The sequence below is a fragment of the Mycobacterium mantenii genome (assembly GCF_001667865.1).
Lineage (GTDB): Bacteria > Actinomycetota > Actinomycetes > Mycobacteriales > Mycobacteriaceae > Mycobacterium > Mycobacterium mantenii_A.
The window spans coordinates 185,241-201,321 of the sequence record NZ_LZJP01000032.1 but is presented as its reverse complement, the minus strand read 5'-3'; the positions used below and the strand labels follow the sequence as shown (position 1 = coordinate 201,321).

General features: G+C 65.2%; 19 protein-coding genes. 13 read left to right on the top strand and 6 right to left on the bottom strand.

Annotated features, from left to right (window positions below):
* On the bottom strand, positions 1-646 hold a 646-nt coding region (locus A5688_RS05890; RefSeq protein ID WP_120312478.1), incomplete at its 3' end, for a DUF222 domain-containing protein.
* 202 nt (positions 647-848) lie between these two features.
* Between A5688_RS05890 and A5688_RS05885 the strand changes: the two genes are divergently transcribed.
* Positions 849-1,313 (top strand): hypothetical protein, encoded by a 465-nt coding sequence (locus tag A5688_RS05885; RefSeq protein ID WP_067834776.1) that lies wholly within the window; start codon positions 849-851, stop codon positions 1,311-1,313.
* 112 nt (positions 1,314-1,425) lie between these two features.
* Positions 1,426-2,556: a nitronate monooxygenase gene (locus tag A5688_RS05880; RefSeq protein ID WP_067834778.1), complete on the top strand. Its 1,131-nt coding sequence runs from the start codon at positions 1,426-1,428 to the stop codon at positions 2,554-2,556.
* An 18-nt stretch (positions 2,557-2,574) separates the two neighbouring features.
* Here A5688_RS05880 and A5688_RS05875 read toward each other — a convergent pair whose 3' ends face one another.
* Genes A5688_RS05875 through A5688_RS05865 form a run of 3 tightly spaced genes read right to left on the bottom strand, consistent with a single transcriptional unit; the run spans position 2,575 to position 3,574 of the window.
* Positions 2,575-2,796, bottom strand: coding sequence for a hypothetical protein (locus A5688_RS05875; protein ID WP_067834780.1), 222 nt, complete (start codon positions 2,794-2,796; stop codon positions 2,575-2,577).
* Positions 2,797-2,853: 57 nt separating this feature from the next.
* Positions 2,854-3,144 carry a hypothetical protein gene (locus A5688_RS05870; protein ID WP_067834782.1) on the bottom strand — a complete coding sequence of 97 codons (291 nt, stop codon included), beginning with the start codon at positions 3,142-3,144 and terminating at the stop codon, positions 2,854-2,856.
* 31 nt (positions 3,145-3,175) lie between these two features.
* Positions 3,176-3,574, bottom strand: coding sequence for a hypothetical protein (locus tag A5688_RS05865; RefSeq protein ID WP_067834784.1), 399 nt, complete (start codon positions 3,572-3,574; stop codon positions 3,176-3,178).
* A 247-nt stretch (positions 3,575-3,821) separates the two neighbouring features.
* Here A5688_RS05865 and A5688_RS05860 point away from each other — a divergent pair, with 247 nt between their 5' ends.
* Genes A5688_RS05860 through A5688_RS05850 form a run of 3 tightly spaced genes read left to right on the top strand, consistent with a single transcriptional unit; the run spans position 3,822 to position 6,732 of the window.
* Positions 3,822-5,132: a cytochrome P450 gene (locus tag A5688_RS05860; protein WP_067913535.1), complete on the top strand. Its 1,311-nt coding sequence runs from the start codon at positions 3,822-3,824 to the stop codon at positions 5,130-5,132.
* Positions 5,133-5,144: 12 nt separating this feature from the next.
* Positions 5,145-6,158, top strand: a complete 1,014-nt coding sequence (locus tag A5688_RS05855) for an alcohol dehydrogenase (RefSeq protein WP_067834788.1) — start codon at positions 5,145-5,147, stop codon at positions 6,156-6,158.
* Positions 6,159-6,171: 13 nt separating this feature from the next.
* Positions 6,172-6,732, top strand: a complete 561-nt coding sequence (locus A5688_RS05850; protein WP_067913533.1) for a YceI family protein — start codon at positions 6,172-6,174, stop codon at positions 6,730-6,732.
* A 7-nt stretch (positions 6,733-6,739) separates the two neighbouring features.
* Here A5688_RS05850 and A5688_RS05845 read toward each other — a convergent pair whose 3' ends face one another.
* Positions 6,740-7,891, bottom strand: a complete 1,152-nt coding sequence (locus tag A5688_RS05845; RefSeq protein WP_067913530.1) for a DUF7159 family protein — start codon at positions 7,889-7,891, stop codon at positions 6,740-6,742.
* A 741-nt stretch (positions 7,892-8,632) separates the two neighbouring features.
* Here A5688_RS05845 and ag85B point away from each other — a divergent pair.
* From ag85B to A5688_RS05805, 8 genes are all read left to right on the top strand, one after another.
* On the top strand, positions 8,633-9,625 hold the full coding sequence (ag85B, locus tag A5688_RS05840; RefSeq protein WP_067834793.1) for a diacylglycerol acyltransferase/mycolyltransferase Ag85B: 993 nt from the start codon (positions 8,633-8,635) through the stop codon (positions 9,623-9,625).
* 115 nt (positions 9,626-9,740) lie between these two features.
* Positions 9,741-10,334: a chorismate mutase gene (locus tag A5688_RS05835; RefSeq protein WP_431602685.1), complete on the top strand. Its 594-nt coding sequence runs from the start codon at positions 9,741-9,743 to the stop codon at positions 10,332-10,334.
* Positions 10,335-10,457: 123 nt separating this feature from the next.
* Entirely contained in the window at positions 10,458-10,877 is a 420-nt protein-coding gene (gene rpfC / locus A5688_RS05830) for a resuscitation-promoting factor RpfC (RefSeq protein WP_242660364.1), read from the top strand.
* A gap of 35 nt (positions 10,878-10,912) precedes the next feature.
* Positions 10,913-11,386, top strand: coding sequence for an SRPBCC family protein (locus A5688_RS05825; protein ID WP_207546608.1), 474 nt, complete (start codon positions 10,913-10,915; stop codon positions 11,384-11,386).
* Positions 11,387-11,391: 5 nt separating this feature from the next.
* Positions 11,392-12,225 carry an SDR family oxidoreductase gene (locus A5688_RS05820; protein ID WP_067834799.1) on the top strand — a complete coding sequence of 278 codons (834 nt, stop codon included), beginning with the start codon at positions 11,392-11,394 and terminating at the stop codon, positions 12,223-12,225.
* Positions 12,226-12,237: 12 nt separating this feature from the next.
* Entirely contained in the window at positions 12,238-12,660 is a 423-nt protein-coding gene (locus tag A5688_RS05815; protein ID WP_067913520.1) for a lipoprotein LpqH, read from the top strand.
* A 56-nt stretch (positions 12,661-12,716) separates the two neighbouring features.
* Positions 12,717-14,039, top strand: coding sequence for a cytochrome P450 (locus tag A5688_RS05810; protein WP_067913517.1), 1,323 nt, complete (start codon positions 12,717-12,719; stop codon positions 14,037-14,039).
* 81 nt (positions 14,040-14,120) lie between these two features.
* Positions 14,121-14,564 carry a nuclear transport factor 2 family protein gene (locus A5688_RS05805; RefSeq protein WP_067913514.1) on the top strand — a complete coding sequence of 148 codons (444 nt, stop codon included), beginning with the start codon at positions 14,121-14,123 and terminating at the stop codon, positions 14,562-14,564.
* Positions 14,565-14,958: 394 nt separating this feature from the next.
* On the opposite strand, the gene A5688_RS05800 is transcribed toward A5688_RS05805, so the two are convergent.
* Positions 14,959-16,074, bottom strand: a complete 1,116-nt coding sequence (locus tag A5688_RS05800) for an amidohydrolase family protein (protein WP_067913511.1) — start codon at positions 16,072-16,074, stop codon at positions 14,959-14,961.
* Positions 16,075-16,081: the final 7 nt, after the last annotated feature.

Sequence of the window (16,081 nt, the reverse complement as noted above, 5' to 3'; positions counted from 1 at the left end):
GTGTCAGCCATCCACTCACACGTGACATGCCGTCGGCCTGCTGGTTGCCCAGCACCAGCCCGCGCACCCGCGCCCGGTCCTGGTCGGTGTAGCTGCCGTCAGGATCAAGGCAGTCCATCAGGCGCCGGGCCAGCTTGGCGAACTGCTCGGGCCCAAACTCCCCGGCCTTGACCGCCAGATGCTGTTCGGCGCGCACACAGGTCTCGACGTCGACCGACTCGGGCAGCTGGTGGAAAAACCGCCGGATCACCGCCACATGATCGGCCCCGATCGCCCCGTCACGCTGGGCCGCCGCCGTCGCCGGCAACACCGGCCCCAACGGCTCACCCGAAAGCGCCCGCCGCGGCCCCAACTCGGCCGCCTCAGCAATACGCCGGCCCGCCTCGGCCCGGCTGATATGCAACCGATCAGCCAACACCCACGACAACTTGCCACCCAACTCAGCCGAATCCGCCTGCTCACCAACCTGATTGATCAATTGATGCCTTGGCACTTGAAGGCGACGCGCCAGCGTTTCGAGGCGCTCTAATTTCCGCAACCGCTCGGGGGTGGTCAATGCATCGAACGACAACGCGCAGACCCGGTCCATGTCGGCGTCGAGGGCATCGAACACCGCATCGATCTCTTCGCGGCTGCTCGAACTCACGTTCGAATGATATGTCTACCCACCGACAAAAATCACGGAGCTGAAACAACTGAAACAAAAGTGGCACAAGTGATTTCGGTCCGCATGTCGGGCCGGTGCGCGCCGGCGCCGGGACCCCTCTTGCGTCACCGAGAACAATGAGTACAAGCGGCGGCGCGCTGCGGCACGGCCGCCCGGGATGGACCAGAGGTGGGTGAGTGCCATGGCCTCGTTGCTCATGGCCTGCGGCGGATTCTTGTTCGCCGTTTTGTGGATGGACTTGATCTTCGACATCCAAGTCTTTCGCCACCGAAAGGCCACGAGCGAACTGCCCGAGGCTGTGCTCGCGTCCATCGCGGGCTACTACCACCGAGCGACCACCACATCGCGGCCGATGAACCGCCTGATCGCGCTCGTCATGTTCACGTTGCTGGGAACGCTTGTGCTGCAGGCCGCGCGCGGACACGACCCCGGCTGGCTGCTGGTGACCTCGGCCCCGATTGCCGGCATCCCGACCATGCTGGCGTTGACGCACACCGTTCCCGATGCGGTACAACTCGGGCGCCGCACGGACAGCCCATCCGAGCAGACGCGCCTGGCGCGATCGATCTGCCGCGACCATCTGCTGTGCGCCGCCTGCATGCTCGTATTTCTCATCCTGTGGGTGATGAACAGCACCGCGATCTGACTCGCACGACGGGCCGTAGTCATAACGCGCAGGTCAGGACCGGGTGGCCACGTCAGTGAGCTACGTACTAAACTAGAACACGTTCCAATTCGGCGAGCTCCCAGGAGTTGTAATGCACACCCCTATCTGCGACGAACTCGGGATCGAGTTCCCGATTTTCGCCTTTACCCACTGCCGCGACGTGGTCGTGGCGGTCAGCAAGGCCGGGGGGTTCGGCGTGCTCGGAGCGGTCGGCTTCACGCCCGAGCAGCTGGAGATCGAACTGAAGTGGATTGACGAGAACATCGGCGACCACCCCTACGGCGTCGACATCGTCATCCCGAACAAGTACGAGGGCATGGACTCGCACCTGTCGGCGGAGGAGCTGGCCGAGACGCTGCGCAAGATGGTGCCCCAGGAGCACCTCGACTTCGGCAAGAAGATCCTCGCCGACCACGGTGTGCCGGTCGAGGACAGCGACGGCGACACCCTGCAGCTCCTCGGTTGGACCGAGGCGACGGCCACGCCGCAGGTCGAGGTGGCGCTCAAGCACCCGAAGGTGAAGATGATCGCCAACGCGCTGGGCACCCCGCCGGCCGAGATGATCAAGCACATTCACGAGGCCGGACTCAAGGTGGCGGCGCTGTGTGGCTCCCCCTCGCAGGCGCGCAAGCACGCCGACGCGGGCGTCGACATCATCATCGCCCAGGGTGGCGAGGCCGGCGGGCACTGCGGCGAGGTGGGCTCGATCGTGTTGTGGCCACAGGTCGTCAAGGAGGTCGCCCCCGTTCCGGTGCTCGCCGCCGGCGGCATCGGCAGTGGTGAGCAGATCGCGGCCGCACTGGCGCTCGGCGCGCAGGGCGCCTGGACCGGATCGCAGTGGTTGATGGTCGAGGAGTCCTCGAACACCCCGGTCCAGCAGGAGGCCTACGTCAAGGCCGGCAGCCGCGACACCGTCCGCAGCCGCTCGTTCACCGGCAAGCCGGCCCGGATGCTGCGCAACGACTGGACCGAGGCATGGGAGGCCCCCGACAACCCGAAGCCGCTCGGAATGCCGTTGCAGTACATGGTGTCCGGGATGGCCGTGCGGGCCACCAACAGGTACCCGAACGAATCCGTCGACGTGGCGTTCAACCCGGTCGGTCAGGTGGTCGGACAGTTCACCAAGGTGGAGAAGACGTCAACGGTCATCGAGCGCTGGGTGCAGGAGTACCTGGAAGCCACCAATCGGCTGGACGAGCTCAACGAGGCTGCCTCCGTTTAACGCGGAGGCGTCCGCGCCCTAGACGTCGTCGACTTCGTCGCGGCCGGTGAACACTTCCTTGGTCCGGTCCACCGCGTAGGTGCCGATGTCGATCGAATTCTCGACGATCCCGCTGACCCCGCCCTTGAGGTCGCCGCGGATGATGTCGCTGGCGTGTTCGACGATGTCCGAAGCCTTTTCGACGGCGTTGGTCGCGATGTCCTTGACTGCGTCCACGGCGTCTTTGGGGTTGACCGCCATCGGAGTCTCCTAACGTTTGCGGGACCTGAATAAGAACTCGGCTACGACTCTAGAGGGTCAGTAGTTGACCAGGGAGCGCCAGTAGTCTTCGGGAATCTCGGCCCCGGAGCGCATTATTCGTGCCAGCCCGATGGCCATCGCGATGCCCAGCAGTCCCAGCCACAGCCCGGCCAGGGCGATGGCGCCCCACAGCACGGCGGTGACCGCGTGCCACGGCGAGAGCACGGCGAGCACCGGCGCAAAGAAAAACCCGGTTCCGATGTACCAGGCCGACCCGGCGCGATCGGAGGCCAGCACGAAGCGCAACCATCGTGGAATCGGATTCTGGGCCTGCCGGTGTTCGCGCATTGTCGTTATGCCGAGTCGTTATGCCGAGTCGTCATCCCGAGGGCGGGAAGAACCCTGCGCCGGTGAACCAGCCTTCTTGCCAGCCTTGCGCCCCCAGGCAGAGCATCGGCAGTCCGCGGTCCGACTGTGCGGCGGACTGCGGGCCGGGGCATTTCGCGCCGGCCTGCTGGACCCCATACAGCGGATACGACATCACCCAGTAGCCGGTGGTCGCCGCCGGGAACTGGTTGGGCGGCGGGAAATGACAGGCCTCGGCCTGACCGCTTGGCCCCCGTCCGAAGATGAAGCTTTCGTAGTTATCGCACGGCGCGCCCAGCGAAGCCTGATAGTTCATTCCCGGTACGTCGCCGTCGTAGCCGGCCGACGCGCACGGCGCCAGGCCGATCGTGATGCCCGCTATCGAAGCGGCGCTGAGCAGTTCCCGAATCATGTGCTACCCCGCCTGTCGTCGCCGGTGACCTGCACCAAAGCATATCGGTCGGACCGTCAGCCACAAGACCGTTCCGCCCGGCGGTCACGATCGCCGGCGCAGACCCACTGCGCGGTGAAAAACCCCCGGTGAGGAACACGTTCCAATTCGCATCCGGCGATCTTGCGTCAATGCTTCCCAACCAAGGTGCAGCAGTGGTTTCCTTGCACAAGGACGACTAGACCACTTCGTCATCGAGGAGCGGGCCATGCCAACCGTCGAGCCAACCGTCGAGCCAACCGCTAAGTCGGTCCCCAATCTGCCTCCCGGATTCGACTTCACCGATCCGGACATCCACGCCCAACGACTCCCGGTGGAAGAGCTGGCCGAGCTGCGCCGGACCGCGCCGATCTGGTGGAACGAACAGCCGAACGGGGTGGGCGGATTCGACGACGGTGGTTTCTGGGTGGTGTCCAAGCACAAGGACGTCAAAGAGATTTCGCGGCGCAGCGACGTGTTCTCCAGCCTGGAGAACACTGCCCTGCCCCGCTACAAAGAGGGCACGGTTGCCGAGCAGCGCGAGACGGGCAAGTTCGTGCTGCTCAACATGGACGCCCCGCAGCACACCCACCTGCGCAAGATCATTTCCCGCGGTTTCACCCCGCGCGCCGTCGAGCGGTTGCGTGACGACCTGAACGAGCGCGCCCGGCAGATCGTCGCGGCCGCGGCGGCCGAGGGCTCCGGCGACTTCGTCCAGCAGGTGTCCTGCGAACTTCCGTTGCAGGCCATCGCCGGATTGCTGGGTGTGCCCCAGGAAGACCGCATGAAGCTCTTCCACTGGTCGAACGAAATGGTGGGCGACCAGGATCCCGAATTCGCGCGCAACGACGCGATGGGCGCCTCGGTCGAACTGATCACCTACGCCATGCAGATGGCCGCCGACCGGGCGCAGAATCCCGGGGAAGACATCGTCACCAAGTTGATCGAGGCCGACGTCGACGGGCACAAGCTCTCCGACGACGAATTCGGATTCTTTGTCATCCTGTTGGCCGTGGCCGGCAACGAGACGACCCGCAACTCCATCACGCAGGGCATGATGGCCTTCACCGAGTTCCCCGATCAGTGGGAGCTGTACAAGCGGGAGCGTCCTGTCACCACGGCCGACGAGATCGTCCGGTGGGCCACCCCGGTCACCTCGTTCCAGCGGACGGCCCTGGTGGACTACGAACTGTCCGGCGTTCAAATCAAAAAGGGCCAGCGCGTCGTAATGGTCTACCGCTCAGCCAATTTCGACGAGGACGTGTTCGACGACCCGTTTACCTTCAACATCCTGCGTGATCCCAACCCCCACGTGGGGTTTGGTGGCACCGGCGCACACTACTGCATCGGAGCCAACCTGGCGCGGATGACCATCGACCTGATGTTCAATGCGATCGCCGACGCCATGCCCGATCTGGAATCGGTCAGCAAGCCCGAACGGCTCCGGTCGGGCTGGCTCAACGGAATCAAGCACTGGCAGGTCGACTATCACACCGACGGTGCCCAGGGATGTCCTGTCGCGCATCAGGCACAGGGGTGACAAGCTAGGGACATGCCCACTCATCGCGCCGTCCATGTCCCGTCCGCAGGTGCAGCTTTGGAGCTGGTCGACACCGAAACCACCCCACCGGGTCGAGATGAGGTACGACTGACGGTCGCCGCGTGCGGCATCTGTGGCACTGACGCACACTTCGTCACCGGCGGATTCCCCGGCATGTCATGGCCACTGACCCCGGGACACGAAATCGCCGGCACGATCGCCGAAATCGGGGACGGAGTGCAGGATTTCGCAATCGGCGATCGCGTAGCGGTCGGATGGTTCGGCGGATGCTGCTACCGCTGCGACCAGTGCCGCAAGGGCCTGTTCATTCACTGCGAGAACGGCAAGGTGCCCAGTTGGCAGTATCCCGGCGGATACGCGGAGTCGGTCACCGTGCCGGTCAGCGCGCTGGCTCGCATACCGGCCGAGCTTTCCGACGCCGAAGCCGCCCCGATGGGCTGCGCGGGGGTGACCACCTACAACGCCTTGCGGCACACCAAGGCGGTGCCCGGCGATCGGGTGGCGATCCTCGGTGTCGGCGGCCTCGGTCACCTCGGGGTGCAGTTCGCCCGGGCAATGGGCTTTGAGACCATCGCCATCAACCGCGGTACCGGCAAAGCCGACGATGCCCGGAAATTGGGAGCCCACCATTACATCGACTCCACAGCCAACGACCCGGCAGAAGCGTTGCAGGCCTTGGGTGGCGCGGCGGTCGTCCTGGCCACCGCGGGCAACTCGAAGGCCATGGCCGCCACGGTCGGCGGCATCCTCCCCCAAGGCGAATTGGTCACCATCGGGGTCACGCCCGAGCCGTTGCCGATCAGCCCTTTACAACTGATAACGCCGGGCATCAGCATCGTCGGCCATCCCTCCGGGACTGCGAAGGATGTCGAGGACACAATGCATTTCGCGGTCTTGTCCGGTGTGCGGGCGTGGATCGAGGAGATACCGCTGTCGCAAGCCGCTGAAGGCTATGCGGCGCTGGAAGAGGGACGGGCACATTACCGCACCGTTTTGACCATGTGACACAGGGTGATCCGTGACTTCCGACAAGGGTTCGCTGTGGACGATCGGTCCGGCCGACGGTGAATTGTTGCTGCGCACCGGTGTTACCGGCAGGGCGGCACGGATGGGCCATCGTCTCACCATCGCGATGACACGCTGGCGCGCCACGGTCAGGTGGGCCGACTCCCAACCGGTCAGCGCAGAGCTTGCGGTCGAGACCGATTCGTTGGAAGTGCTGCGCGGTGACGGCGGTGTCAAAGGGCTGTCCGGGACCGAGAAAACACTGGCGCGTTCCAACGCCCTGAAGTCATTGGATGCCAGCCGGTTCCCCGAGATTCGTTACACCGCAGACGCCATCGAGAAGGCCGAGGGCGGATACCGCCTGACCGGCACGCTGGAGATCCGGGGAGCGTCGCACAACCACGTAATCGACTTGCACACAGAGGATCTCGGAGACTCATGGCGGATGTCCGTTGAATCCACCGTCCGCCAATCCGATTACGGCATCAAACCCTATTCGTTACTGATGGGCTCGGTCCAAGTCACCGACGACGTGTCATTGTCTTTTTCCGCGGTCCACCCAAAGGGCAACTGAGCACAAATCAGGGCTGCGGGTCAGTCGCAGTCCGCGGGGCTGAATCAACGGCCGGATCGCCGGTGTCACCCGGGATGTGCTCCAGTACCCGGGTCAGGTAGGTCTGTCGGCCATCGCCGTCCGACTGCCGTTCGCCACCTGCGGCCGGTTGCTCCTCCGGAGCGCTCGGCTCCGAAACCGGTTCCCCGGCGGGCTGTTTGGCCTGCGGGGCAGACGGCTTGATCTGGGGGGCCGCCGGAACCGGCGCGACGGCCGCGACCGCCGCCTCGGCGATCTGGGGCGCCGGCGGGCGCGTGGCGTGCTTCGGCGCGGCATGCGCGCTGGCCGGACCGACGTGGATGCCCACCGCGAGCGATACCGAGCCGACGAAGGTGATGGCACCGGCCGCCAACGCGGTCACGGCTCCGGCGTAGGACAACTGGCGCTTCTGAGTGGGTGCCGGAATGGGTTGGCTGATGTGCTCCACCAGCTGCTCGTCGGTGAATTCGGTGCTGCGAGCCGCGGACAGCGCCGCACCACGCGCGATGGTCACCTGAGCCATCGATTGCACGAAAACCGGCACCGGCAAAGTCTTTTCGAGCTCCCAGGAGAGGCCGTCGATATCGCTGTGTCCGCCGACCACGACAACTCCGCCCGGCTGCCATCCGTTGCGCTCGAACATACCGGTGAGCCAGCGGGTGAGACCGTCGAAGCCGCCCCGCACGTGCTTGGTCGCCGTCTGGGTCTCCCCGTCGTGCGTGTCGACCATGACGACGGTCGTCCAGTCATGGTCGAGAATGCAGACCGCGGTCTGCTCGTAACCGATGACGGGCGCGATGGCCTGAGCCAACGTCTCGACGGCCTCCAGAAACCGGACCGGCACGACGTTGTCGAATCCCGCGTCGGTCAACGCCTCCAGCACCAGCGCAGCCTGTGCGGATGCCCCGTCGTTCCAGGTGACTCCGATGACGCGCAGACGCTGATCGCTCGCAGCCGCCGTCGTGTCGACCCGCAATACCTCGTCTACTACTTGCTCGGCGGTACTCACGGCGCGCACGCCGTGGCCTGCGCGCAGCGCCAGCTCCTGGTGATCCAGGATGGTGCCGTCCGCGCCGTGTCCTTCAGCGAGGACCCAACCAACGGTGGTCGGTGTCACGGATAGGCCAAGAACCGTGTCCAAATCTATGCCCCAATCGGTCCCGCGCCTCCGACACCCTCAGCCGCACCGACGCGCACCGTGAAGCCGCAGGTGCGGTGATTCGTGAGAGCCGGAACAGACCCGGGATAGCGTGGTCTTCATCGGCTTGCTCCGAGAGAGCCTACGCGCTCGGTGCAAGTCCGGCTGCCCCGGTCACGCATCACCCTGGAATAGCCAGATGAGAAGGGCGGCGCGGGGAAACCGCGGCCAGCTGGCGGCGCGTTCGCCAGTTCAGCCCGGCCCGGTGCCGGTCGCGGTGGCGACCGACGCCGCCCACGGCGGGGACCGATTTGGGCGCCGGCTCTTGGGCAACAAAACCGACATTGTTAATCGGCCCCGAAAATAATTGCCGGTGTCGCGGGGCGGCGATCACGCCGCCAAACGGTCAAACACGCGACACGCGCCTTGCCGGTGGCGATCTCGCCGAATCCGGTACGGACCTCTTTTTTGGACGGCTTCTTCAACGCGGCCCATCGCGGGCCCTCGGCGCCCAGCGCGTCTGAAAGGCCCTGCTGCCTGGCTTTTTCCCGTCCGAGGGGTTGGGCTGTCGTGCAACGGGTAAGCCGGCCCTGTCGCCGCCTGGTTGTGCCGCGTGGCGAATTCACAAAGTCAAAAGCGATGCCAAACCGAGACGCGTTCGCGTCCCAATCGACATTTGCCGGACTCACACGGTAAATTCCTGTGAGACCACGATCACACTGACCACATCGACAAGGGGCAGGTATGACAGATCTGAGCGAGAAGGTCCGGGCCTGGGGGCGCCGGCTTTTGGTCGGCACAGCGGCGGCAGCCACACTGCCGGGCCTGATCGGTCTTGCCGGAGGCGCGCCAACCGCGAATGCATTTTCGCGTCCGGGCCTGCCCGTCGAGTACCTGCAGGTGCCGTCCGCGGGCATGGGCCGCAACATCAAGGTCCAGTTCCAGAGCGGCGGCAACGGTTCTCCCGCGGTGTATCTGCTGGACGGTCTGCGGGCCCAGGACGACTACAACGGCTGGGACATCAACACCCCGGCGTTCGAGTGGTACTACCAGTCGGGCCTGTCGATCGTCATGCCGGTCGGTGGGCAATCCAGCTTCTACAGCGACTGGTACAACCAGGCCTGCGGCAAGGCCGGCTGCTCGACCTACAAGTGGGAGACCTTCCTGACCAGCGAGCTGCCGCAGTACCTGCAGTCCAACAAGAGCGTCAAGCCCAACGGAAGCGCGGCGGTCGGCATCTCGATGGCCGGTTCCTCCGCCCTGATCCTGGCCGCCTACCACCCGGGCCAGTTCATCTACGCCGGTTCGCTGTCGGCCCTGATGGACCCGTCCCAGGGCATGGGGCCGAGCCTGATCGGTCTGGCCATGGGCGACGCGGGTGGTTACAAGGCCAACGACATGTGGGGGCCGTCGAGCGACCCGGCGTGGGCGCGCAACGACCCGACCATCCAGATCCCGAAGCTGGTTGGTAACAACACCCGGCTCTGGGTGTACTGCGGTAACGGCACGCCCTCCGAGCTCGGTGGGGCCAACATGCCGGCCGAATTCCTGGAGAACTTCGTGCGCAGCAGCAACCTGAAGTTCCAGGACGCCTACAACGCGGCCGGCGGCCACAACGCGGTGTGGAACTTCAACGCCAACGGAACACACAGCTGGGAGTACTGGGGAGCCCAGCTCAACGCCATGAAGCCCGACCTGCAGGGCACACTGGGTGCTTCCCCGGGCGGCGGCGGATAACCCCTCAACCGCTCGCGGTCACTGCTGCGCCTGACGACTCCGTCAGGCGCAGTAGTGCGTTAAGGGGCCGATAGCCCGGGGGGTTTCGCCCGACGTGGGCCACAATCACGCCAGAATCGTCGCCATGCACCGAAAGGTCCACCTACCCCGCCCAGCCGTGGCCGTGCACTGCGGTGTCGTGATCGGCAGCCTGGCGTTGTTCGTGGCGCCGGCTCGAGCCGACACCGCGAGCCCGTTGACCCCCTTGGTCGACGCGGCCGCGCAGCGGCTGCAGATCGCCGAGCCGGTCGCCGCTTACAAGTGGAACACGCACGGCGCCATCGAAGACCCGGCCCGCGTCCAGCAAGAGCTGACCAGGCTGGGCGACGACGCCGTCGCCGAACACATCGACCGCGACTACGTCACCCGGGTTTTCGGTGACCAGATCGCTGCCACCGAAGCGGTCGAATACAGCCGATTCGCGGGCTGGAAGCTGAACCGGGCAAGCGCCCCGGCGGACTCGCCGGACCTGTCGGCGTCCCGATCAGCGATCGACGCCCTCAACCAGACGATGCTGACTCAGATCTCGGCCGACTGGGACCTGTTGCACTCGCCGGAATGTGCCGCGCAGCTCGAGTCCGCGACGGGCAGCGTCATCCAGTGGCGTCAGCTCGACAACCTGTACCAACAGGCCCTGTCATCGGCGACGCAGTCATATTGCCAGCGATAATTTAATTTTTCCTCATCAATTTCTAACCGTCTCATTCGGCTTGCCAATAAGGCGATTTCCGCAGATAGATGGCATATCTCGCGCCATTTTCGAATAGGTAACGCTTTGGCTACGCGAGCCGAAATGCTGGACATGAAATATCTCTGCAAGCTTCTCGTCAAGTCCGTAGTGGTCGGCGGGTTCGTTGCAGCGTCGATGGCTTCGTCCGCAGGTGTGGTGAGCGCAGACGTCGCTCCCAACTGGGACGCGATCGCCCAGTGCGAATCCGGTGGCAACTGGCACGCCAACACCGGGAACGGCGAATACGGTGGGCTGCAATTCAAACCGGCCACGTGGGCCCGCTACGGTGGTGTCGGCAACCCCGCGGCAGCATCCAGGGAGCAGCAAATCGCCGTGGCCAACCGGGTTTTCGCCGAACAGGGCGTGGAGGCCTGGCCGAAGTGCGGGGCGCAATCGGGCCTTCCGATCGGTTGGTACTCGCACCCGGCGCAGGGCATCAAGGAGATCATCAACGGGCTCATCCAGGCGGCCGTCCCGCGCTGATGAAACGCACCTGCGGTCTATGACCCGGCGCCCGGCTGTGTTTGGATCAGCCCATGGAAGGTTCGGCGACTGTTCATATGGCGGCGCCTGCGGCCAAGATCTGGGATCTGATCGCAGACGTCCGCAACACCGGAAAGTTTTCCCCTGAAGTTTTTGAAGCCGAGTGGCTTGGCGACGCGACCGGCCCGGCTCTCGGTGCGAAATTCCGCGGTCATGTCCGGCGCAACGAGATGGGTCCCGTGTATTGGACGACGTGCAAGGTCACCGCGTGCGAACCGGGCCGCGAATTCGGCTTTACCGTGCTGCTCGGTGACCGGGCGGTCAACAACTGGCATTACCGCCTGGCGCCCAGCGGCGGCGGGACCGACGTCACCGAGTCGTTCCGGCTCAACCCCGCGCCATGGCTCGGCGTCTACTGGTTGTTCGGCGGCTTTCTGCGCAAGCGCCGCAACATCCGGGACATGACCAAGACGCTGAACCGCATCAAAGACGTGGTCGAGGCGGGCTGACGCTCGTGAAATCCGTCTTCATCACCGGTGCGGGCAGCGGCATGGGCCGCGAGGGAGCAAAGCTGTTCCACGCCAAGGGTTGGCGGGTGGGGGCGGTTGATCGCAACCCGGACGGCTTGGCGACGCTGAGCGAAGAACTCGGTGCCGATCGGCTGTGGACCCGCGCCGTCGACGTGACGGACAAGGCGGAGCTGGACGGCGCGCTGGACGATTTCTGCGCGGGCAACAGCGGTGGCGGACTCGACATGATGTGGAACAACGCCGGCATCGGCGAATCCGGCTGGTTCGAGGACGTGCCCTATGACGCCGCGATGCGCGTCGTCGACGTGAACTTCAAAGCGGTACTGACCGGCGCATACGCTTCGCTGCCCTATCTCAAGAAAGCCCCGGGCAGCCTGATGTTCTCGACGTCATCGTCGTCCGGGACGTATGGCATGCCCCGCCTGGCCGTCTACTCCTCGACCAAGCACGCGGTCAAAGGTCTGACCGAGGCGCTGAGCGTGGAGTGGCAGCGGCACGGTGTGCGCGTCGCCGACGTGCTGCCTGGTCTGATCGACACCGCCATCCTCACGACGACGACCAATCACTCCGACGACGGCCGCGCGCCCATGACGCCTGAGCAGCTGCGGGCCACCGCACCCAAGAAGGGGTTGTTCCGGTTGATGCCGGCAAGCAGCGTGGCCGAGACCGCGTGGCAGGCCTACCACAATCAGAAGCGGTTGCATTGGTATGTGCCCAAGAGCATTCGCTTGATTGATCTGTTCAAAGGGCTGAGTCCGGAATTCGTGCGACGCAGCATCGTCAAGTCCCTACCCGCGCTAGCGCCGAAGCGGCAGTAAGGAGGTCGGCTGGTGCAAAATCGGTTGCTCACAGTCGTTTTGGTCTTGGCGGCGGTTGTCGTCAGCGTCGCGGGGTGCAGCGCGGCGCAGACGACTCCTCGTCGGGCCGCCCGTCTGACCATCGACGGCACCACGCATACGACCCGTCCCCCGGCGTGCCGGCAGGACCAGATGTATCGGACCATCAACGTCCCGGACCGCGACGGCGAGGTCGAAGCCGTGGTGCTCCTCAGCGGTTACCGGGTGATGCCGCAGTGGGTGAAGATTCGCAATGTCGACGGATTCACCGGCAGCTTCTGGCAGGGCGGGGTCGGCGACGCGCACGTCGATCTCACCAACGACGCGTACACGATCACGGGCAGCGCGTACGGCATCAACAGCAGCAACCCCAACAAAGTGGTGACCACCGACTTCAAGATCGTCGCCGAGTGCTGACTCTGCAGGTGGTCGGGGCCTAGGCTCGACACGACACCTGAGCGAGGGAGGGGCCGGTGAAGGAGCGATTGCACTGGTTCGCGATGCATGGCTTCATCCGCGGCGCCGCGGCACTCGGAGTCCGGCGAGGTGAGGTCCAGGCCAGGCTGATCGCCGATCCGGCGGTGGCCGCCGACCCGGTGGGCTATTACGACGAAGTCCGCGCCCAGGGCAGGCTGGTCAAAGGCCGGGTCGCATACCTGACGGCGGACCACGCGCTCGCCCATGAGCTGCTGCGGTCCGACGATTTCCGGGTGCTGGTCTTCGGATCGAATCTGCCGGCGCCGTTGCGCTGGCTGGAACGCCGGACCCGCGACGACCTGCTGCATCCGTTGCGTGCTCCGTCGTTATTGGCCGTCGAGCCGCCGGACCACACCCGCTACCGCAAGACGGTGTCGGCGGTGTTCACCCCCAGGGCGGTGGCCGCGCTGCGAGATCGCGTCGAACAGACCGCGGTTGAGCTGTTGGATCGGCTGGCCGGCGAATCGGGTGTCGTGGACATCGTTGGGCGCTATTGCTCCCAACTTCCGGTCTCGATCATCAGCGACATCCTTGGTGTGCCCGAATCGGAACGGCGCCGTGTCCTGGAATTCGGTGAACTGGCCGCACCGAGCCTGGATATCGGATTGCCGTGGCGGCAATACCGCAGCGTGCAGGACGGGATCGCCGGCTTCAGCTCCTGGCTTGGTGAGCATTTGCAGCGGTTGCGCCTGGACCCCAGCGACAATTTGATGAGCCAGATCATTCAGACCGCCGAAAGTGGCTCTGCCGAAACGTATCTCAACGAGAAGGAGCTTCAGGCGATCGCCGGGCTGGTGCTGGCCGCCGGGTTCGAGACCACCGTTAATCTTCTCGGCAATGGGATTCGCATGCTGCTGGACGCGCCCCGGCACCTCGACACGTTGCGGCGACGTCCCGAGTTGTGGCCCAACGCCGTCGAAGAGATCCTGCGGCTGGAATCGCCGGTGCAGCTGACCGCGCGGCTAGCGCTCAACGATGTCGAGCTCGCCGGCCGGCGGGTGCAGCGTGGCGACTTGGTGCTGGTGTATCTGGCCGCCGCGAACCGGGATCCGGCCGTGTTCGGTGACCCGCACCGCTTCGACATCGAAAGAGAAAACGCCGGAAGGCATCTCGCGTTCTCCGGTGGTCGGCACTTCTGCCTGGGTGCGGCCCTTGCCCGTGCCGAGGGCGAGGTCGGACTGCGCACGTTTTTCGATCGCTTCCCCGAGGTCCGCGCGGCGGGCGCGGGAAGCAGGCGCGAAACCCGGGTGCTGCGGGGATGGTCGTCCTTGCCGGTGACCCTGGGGCCCGCCCGGTCGATGGCAGCCGTCGAAAGCTAGCGCCAACGTGCGCGAGTCTTGCCCAACTTATTGACACCTGAGCGGCAACGGGGTTTATTTGCCGCTATGACAGAGGTATCTATGATTGCGGTCGACGACGTCGTACGTGGGTTGTGGCAGGCCCTTTCGCGGAGGGATTGGGAAGCGATCAAGACCTTCCTGTCCGATGACTGCCTCTATGTCGACATGCCCGTTCCGGCCTTGTCGGCGCGCGGTCCTGAGGACGTCGTCAAACGCCTGAAGATGGGTCTCGAACAGTTGGCCGGCTACGAGAACCACCCCGGCGTGCTGGTGTCCAACGGCTCCGATGTGCTCTACGAGCACTCCGAGACATGGACATTCGCCACGGGCGAGCAGGGGGTGCTGCGGTTCGTGACGGTCCACAAAGTCGTCAACGGCAAGATCACGGTCTGGAAGGACTATTGGGACATGAACAGCCTGGTTGCCTTCGCTCCCCCGAATCACTTCGAGGGGTTGGCGACCGGCGATGTGAGCTGGGTGTTCGACGCCTCAGCGCTGGTCTGACAGGGCTTTCGCGGGAGGGCGGAGTGCCCTGATCGGCAATGGCAGGCGTTCGATGGGCGGTGCCGTGGAACGCCGGCATGATCACCCCTCATAGACCATTTCGGCGATTCCTCGGCACAGACCGCGATAAGCCTTAGCTACAAATGCTGCGGATATGGCACGCAGTCACCAGAACTGGCGGTGTAGCGACCGCCACTGGGTGACGCGTAGGCCGATGGCGCCATGGCGGCGCCGGCGATGACGACGGCTGCGGCGAACAACGCAGCACGGGACGACACCTGCCCAAACCTCCCTTTCCCATCTATTCGGTGACGTTGCCCGATTCGTCGATCGAAGCTTAGGCGCCCGACCGAGTAACTACATGCGAAATCGTGAAATTCTTCGGACGGTGAGTTCACCCGAGGTCGTAGATGCGGGCGGCGTTCTCGCGGGCGATCAGGTCGACCACCCGCATGGCGTCTGGCTCGCTCCAGTCGTCGCGGTCCACGAATTCGCGCAGCACCCGATCGACGCCCCTGCGCCACAAGACCGTCCCGAGGAAGTGCAATTCCGCCGGACCGAAGCCGTCCGACGAATAGAGGATCTTGGAAAAGGGCGCCATCTCCAGCAATCGGGCAAGGAACGCCGGTGACCGCGCCCCCAAGTGGTTGACGCTCAATCCGCCGTCGACGTAGACGTTGTTGAACGCCTGGGCAAGATAACCCGCCTCGCGCTCATAGGGATAACAGTGCAACAGCACGATCGGGACGTCCGCTGTACCCCGCAGAAAGTCAAGCAGGAGAAGCGGATTGGCTTTGTGCAGATCACAGTCACGGTCGCCGAACCCGACGTGGAATTGCAGCGGTTTGCCCAGCCGCAGCGCCTGGTGCAACCCGAACCGCAACAGGACCCTGTCCTGCAACCGCGTGCCGCCGCGCTCACGCCAACGGGCCGCCGCTTCGGCGACCTCCGTCGTCGACGGTTCGCTCAGGTCGCCGTCGAACCCGCCCCGGTAGGCCAGAATCGATTTGGTGCCGACCGCGCCGACCGCGCGCCGGCGCAGCAACTCCCCGAACGTCGTCGCATAGTCCCCCGGCAATTGCGCGGCCTGCTCGGCCACCTCCTCGAGGCGAACGACCTCGTGCACCCGGTCGCCGGACAGCCGAGCCATCTCCGCGACGCCGGTGACACCAGTGCCGCCGATCCCGGTGTCCACCAGCCAGTCGCTCACCCCGGCGGCCGTCAAGAACAGCCGGGCCAGGTCGTCCTCGCCGAATTGGCGGCGACGCTCCCAGTAGACCTGCGGATCGGCGTGTTTCGGCAGCCCCAGCACGGGGGCGCAATGCGCGCGCACCGCGAACCCGAGTTGTGAGTCGAAACCCGAATGGGTGATGTGTTCGCTGTTGGCCTCGTTGAGCGCGTTCTCGAATCGCTGCCGGTCCCCGGGCGCCGACCAGCAGCCGTGGACATGCTGATCGATCAGCACCACTTCGCCGATGTGGTGGGCCAGATCGCGGGCATCGGAGACCATAGAGCGC

Bases quoted from the DNA above. Each gene is read 5' to 3' on its own strand.
- A5688_RS05805 (WP_067913514.1), top strand. From the start codon at position 14,121: ATGATTGCGGTCGACGACGTCGTACGTGGGTTGTGGCAGGCCCTTTCG.
- A5688_RS05855 (WP_067834788.1), top strand. From the start codon at position 5,145: ATGCCCACTCATCGCGCCGTCCATGTCCCGTCCGCAGGTGCAGCTTTG.
- A5688_RS05865 (WP_067834784.1), bottom strand. From the start codon at position 3,574: ATGATTCGGGAACTGCTCAGCGCCGCTTCGATAGCGGGCATCACGATC.
- A5688_RS05870 (WP_067834782.1), bottom strand. From the start codon at position 3,144: ATGCGCGAACACCGGCAGGCCCAGAATCCGATTCCACGATGGTTGCGC.
- A5688_RS05875 (WP_067834780.1), bottom strand. From the start codon at position 2,796: ATGGCGGTCAACCCCAAAGACGCCGTGGACGCAGTCAAGGACATCGCG.
- A5688_RS05800 (WP_067913511.1), bottom strand. From the start codon at position 16,074: ATGGTCTCCGATGCCCGCGATCTGGCCCACCACATCGGCGAAGTGGTG.
- A5688_RS05885 (WP_067834776.1), top strand. From the start codon at position 849: ATGGCCTCGTTGCTCATGGCCTGCGGCGGATTCTTGTTCGCCGTTTTG.
- A5688_RS05860 (WP_067913535.1), top strand. From the start codon at position 3,822: ATGCCAACCGTCGAGCCAACCGTCGAGCCAACCGCTAAGTCGGTCCCC.
- rpfC (WP_242660364.1), top strand. From the start codon at position 10,458: ATGCTGGACATGAAATATCTCTGCAAGCTTCTCGTCAAGTCCGTAGTG.
- ag85B (WP_067834793.1), top strand. From the start codon at position 8,633: ATGACAGATCTGAGCGAGAAGGTCCGGGCCTGGGGGCGCCGGCTTTTG.
- A5688_RS05880 (WP_067834778.1), top strand. From the start codon at position 1,426: ATGCACACCCCTATCTGCGACGAACTCGGGATCGAGTTCCCGATTTTC.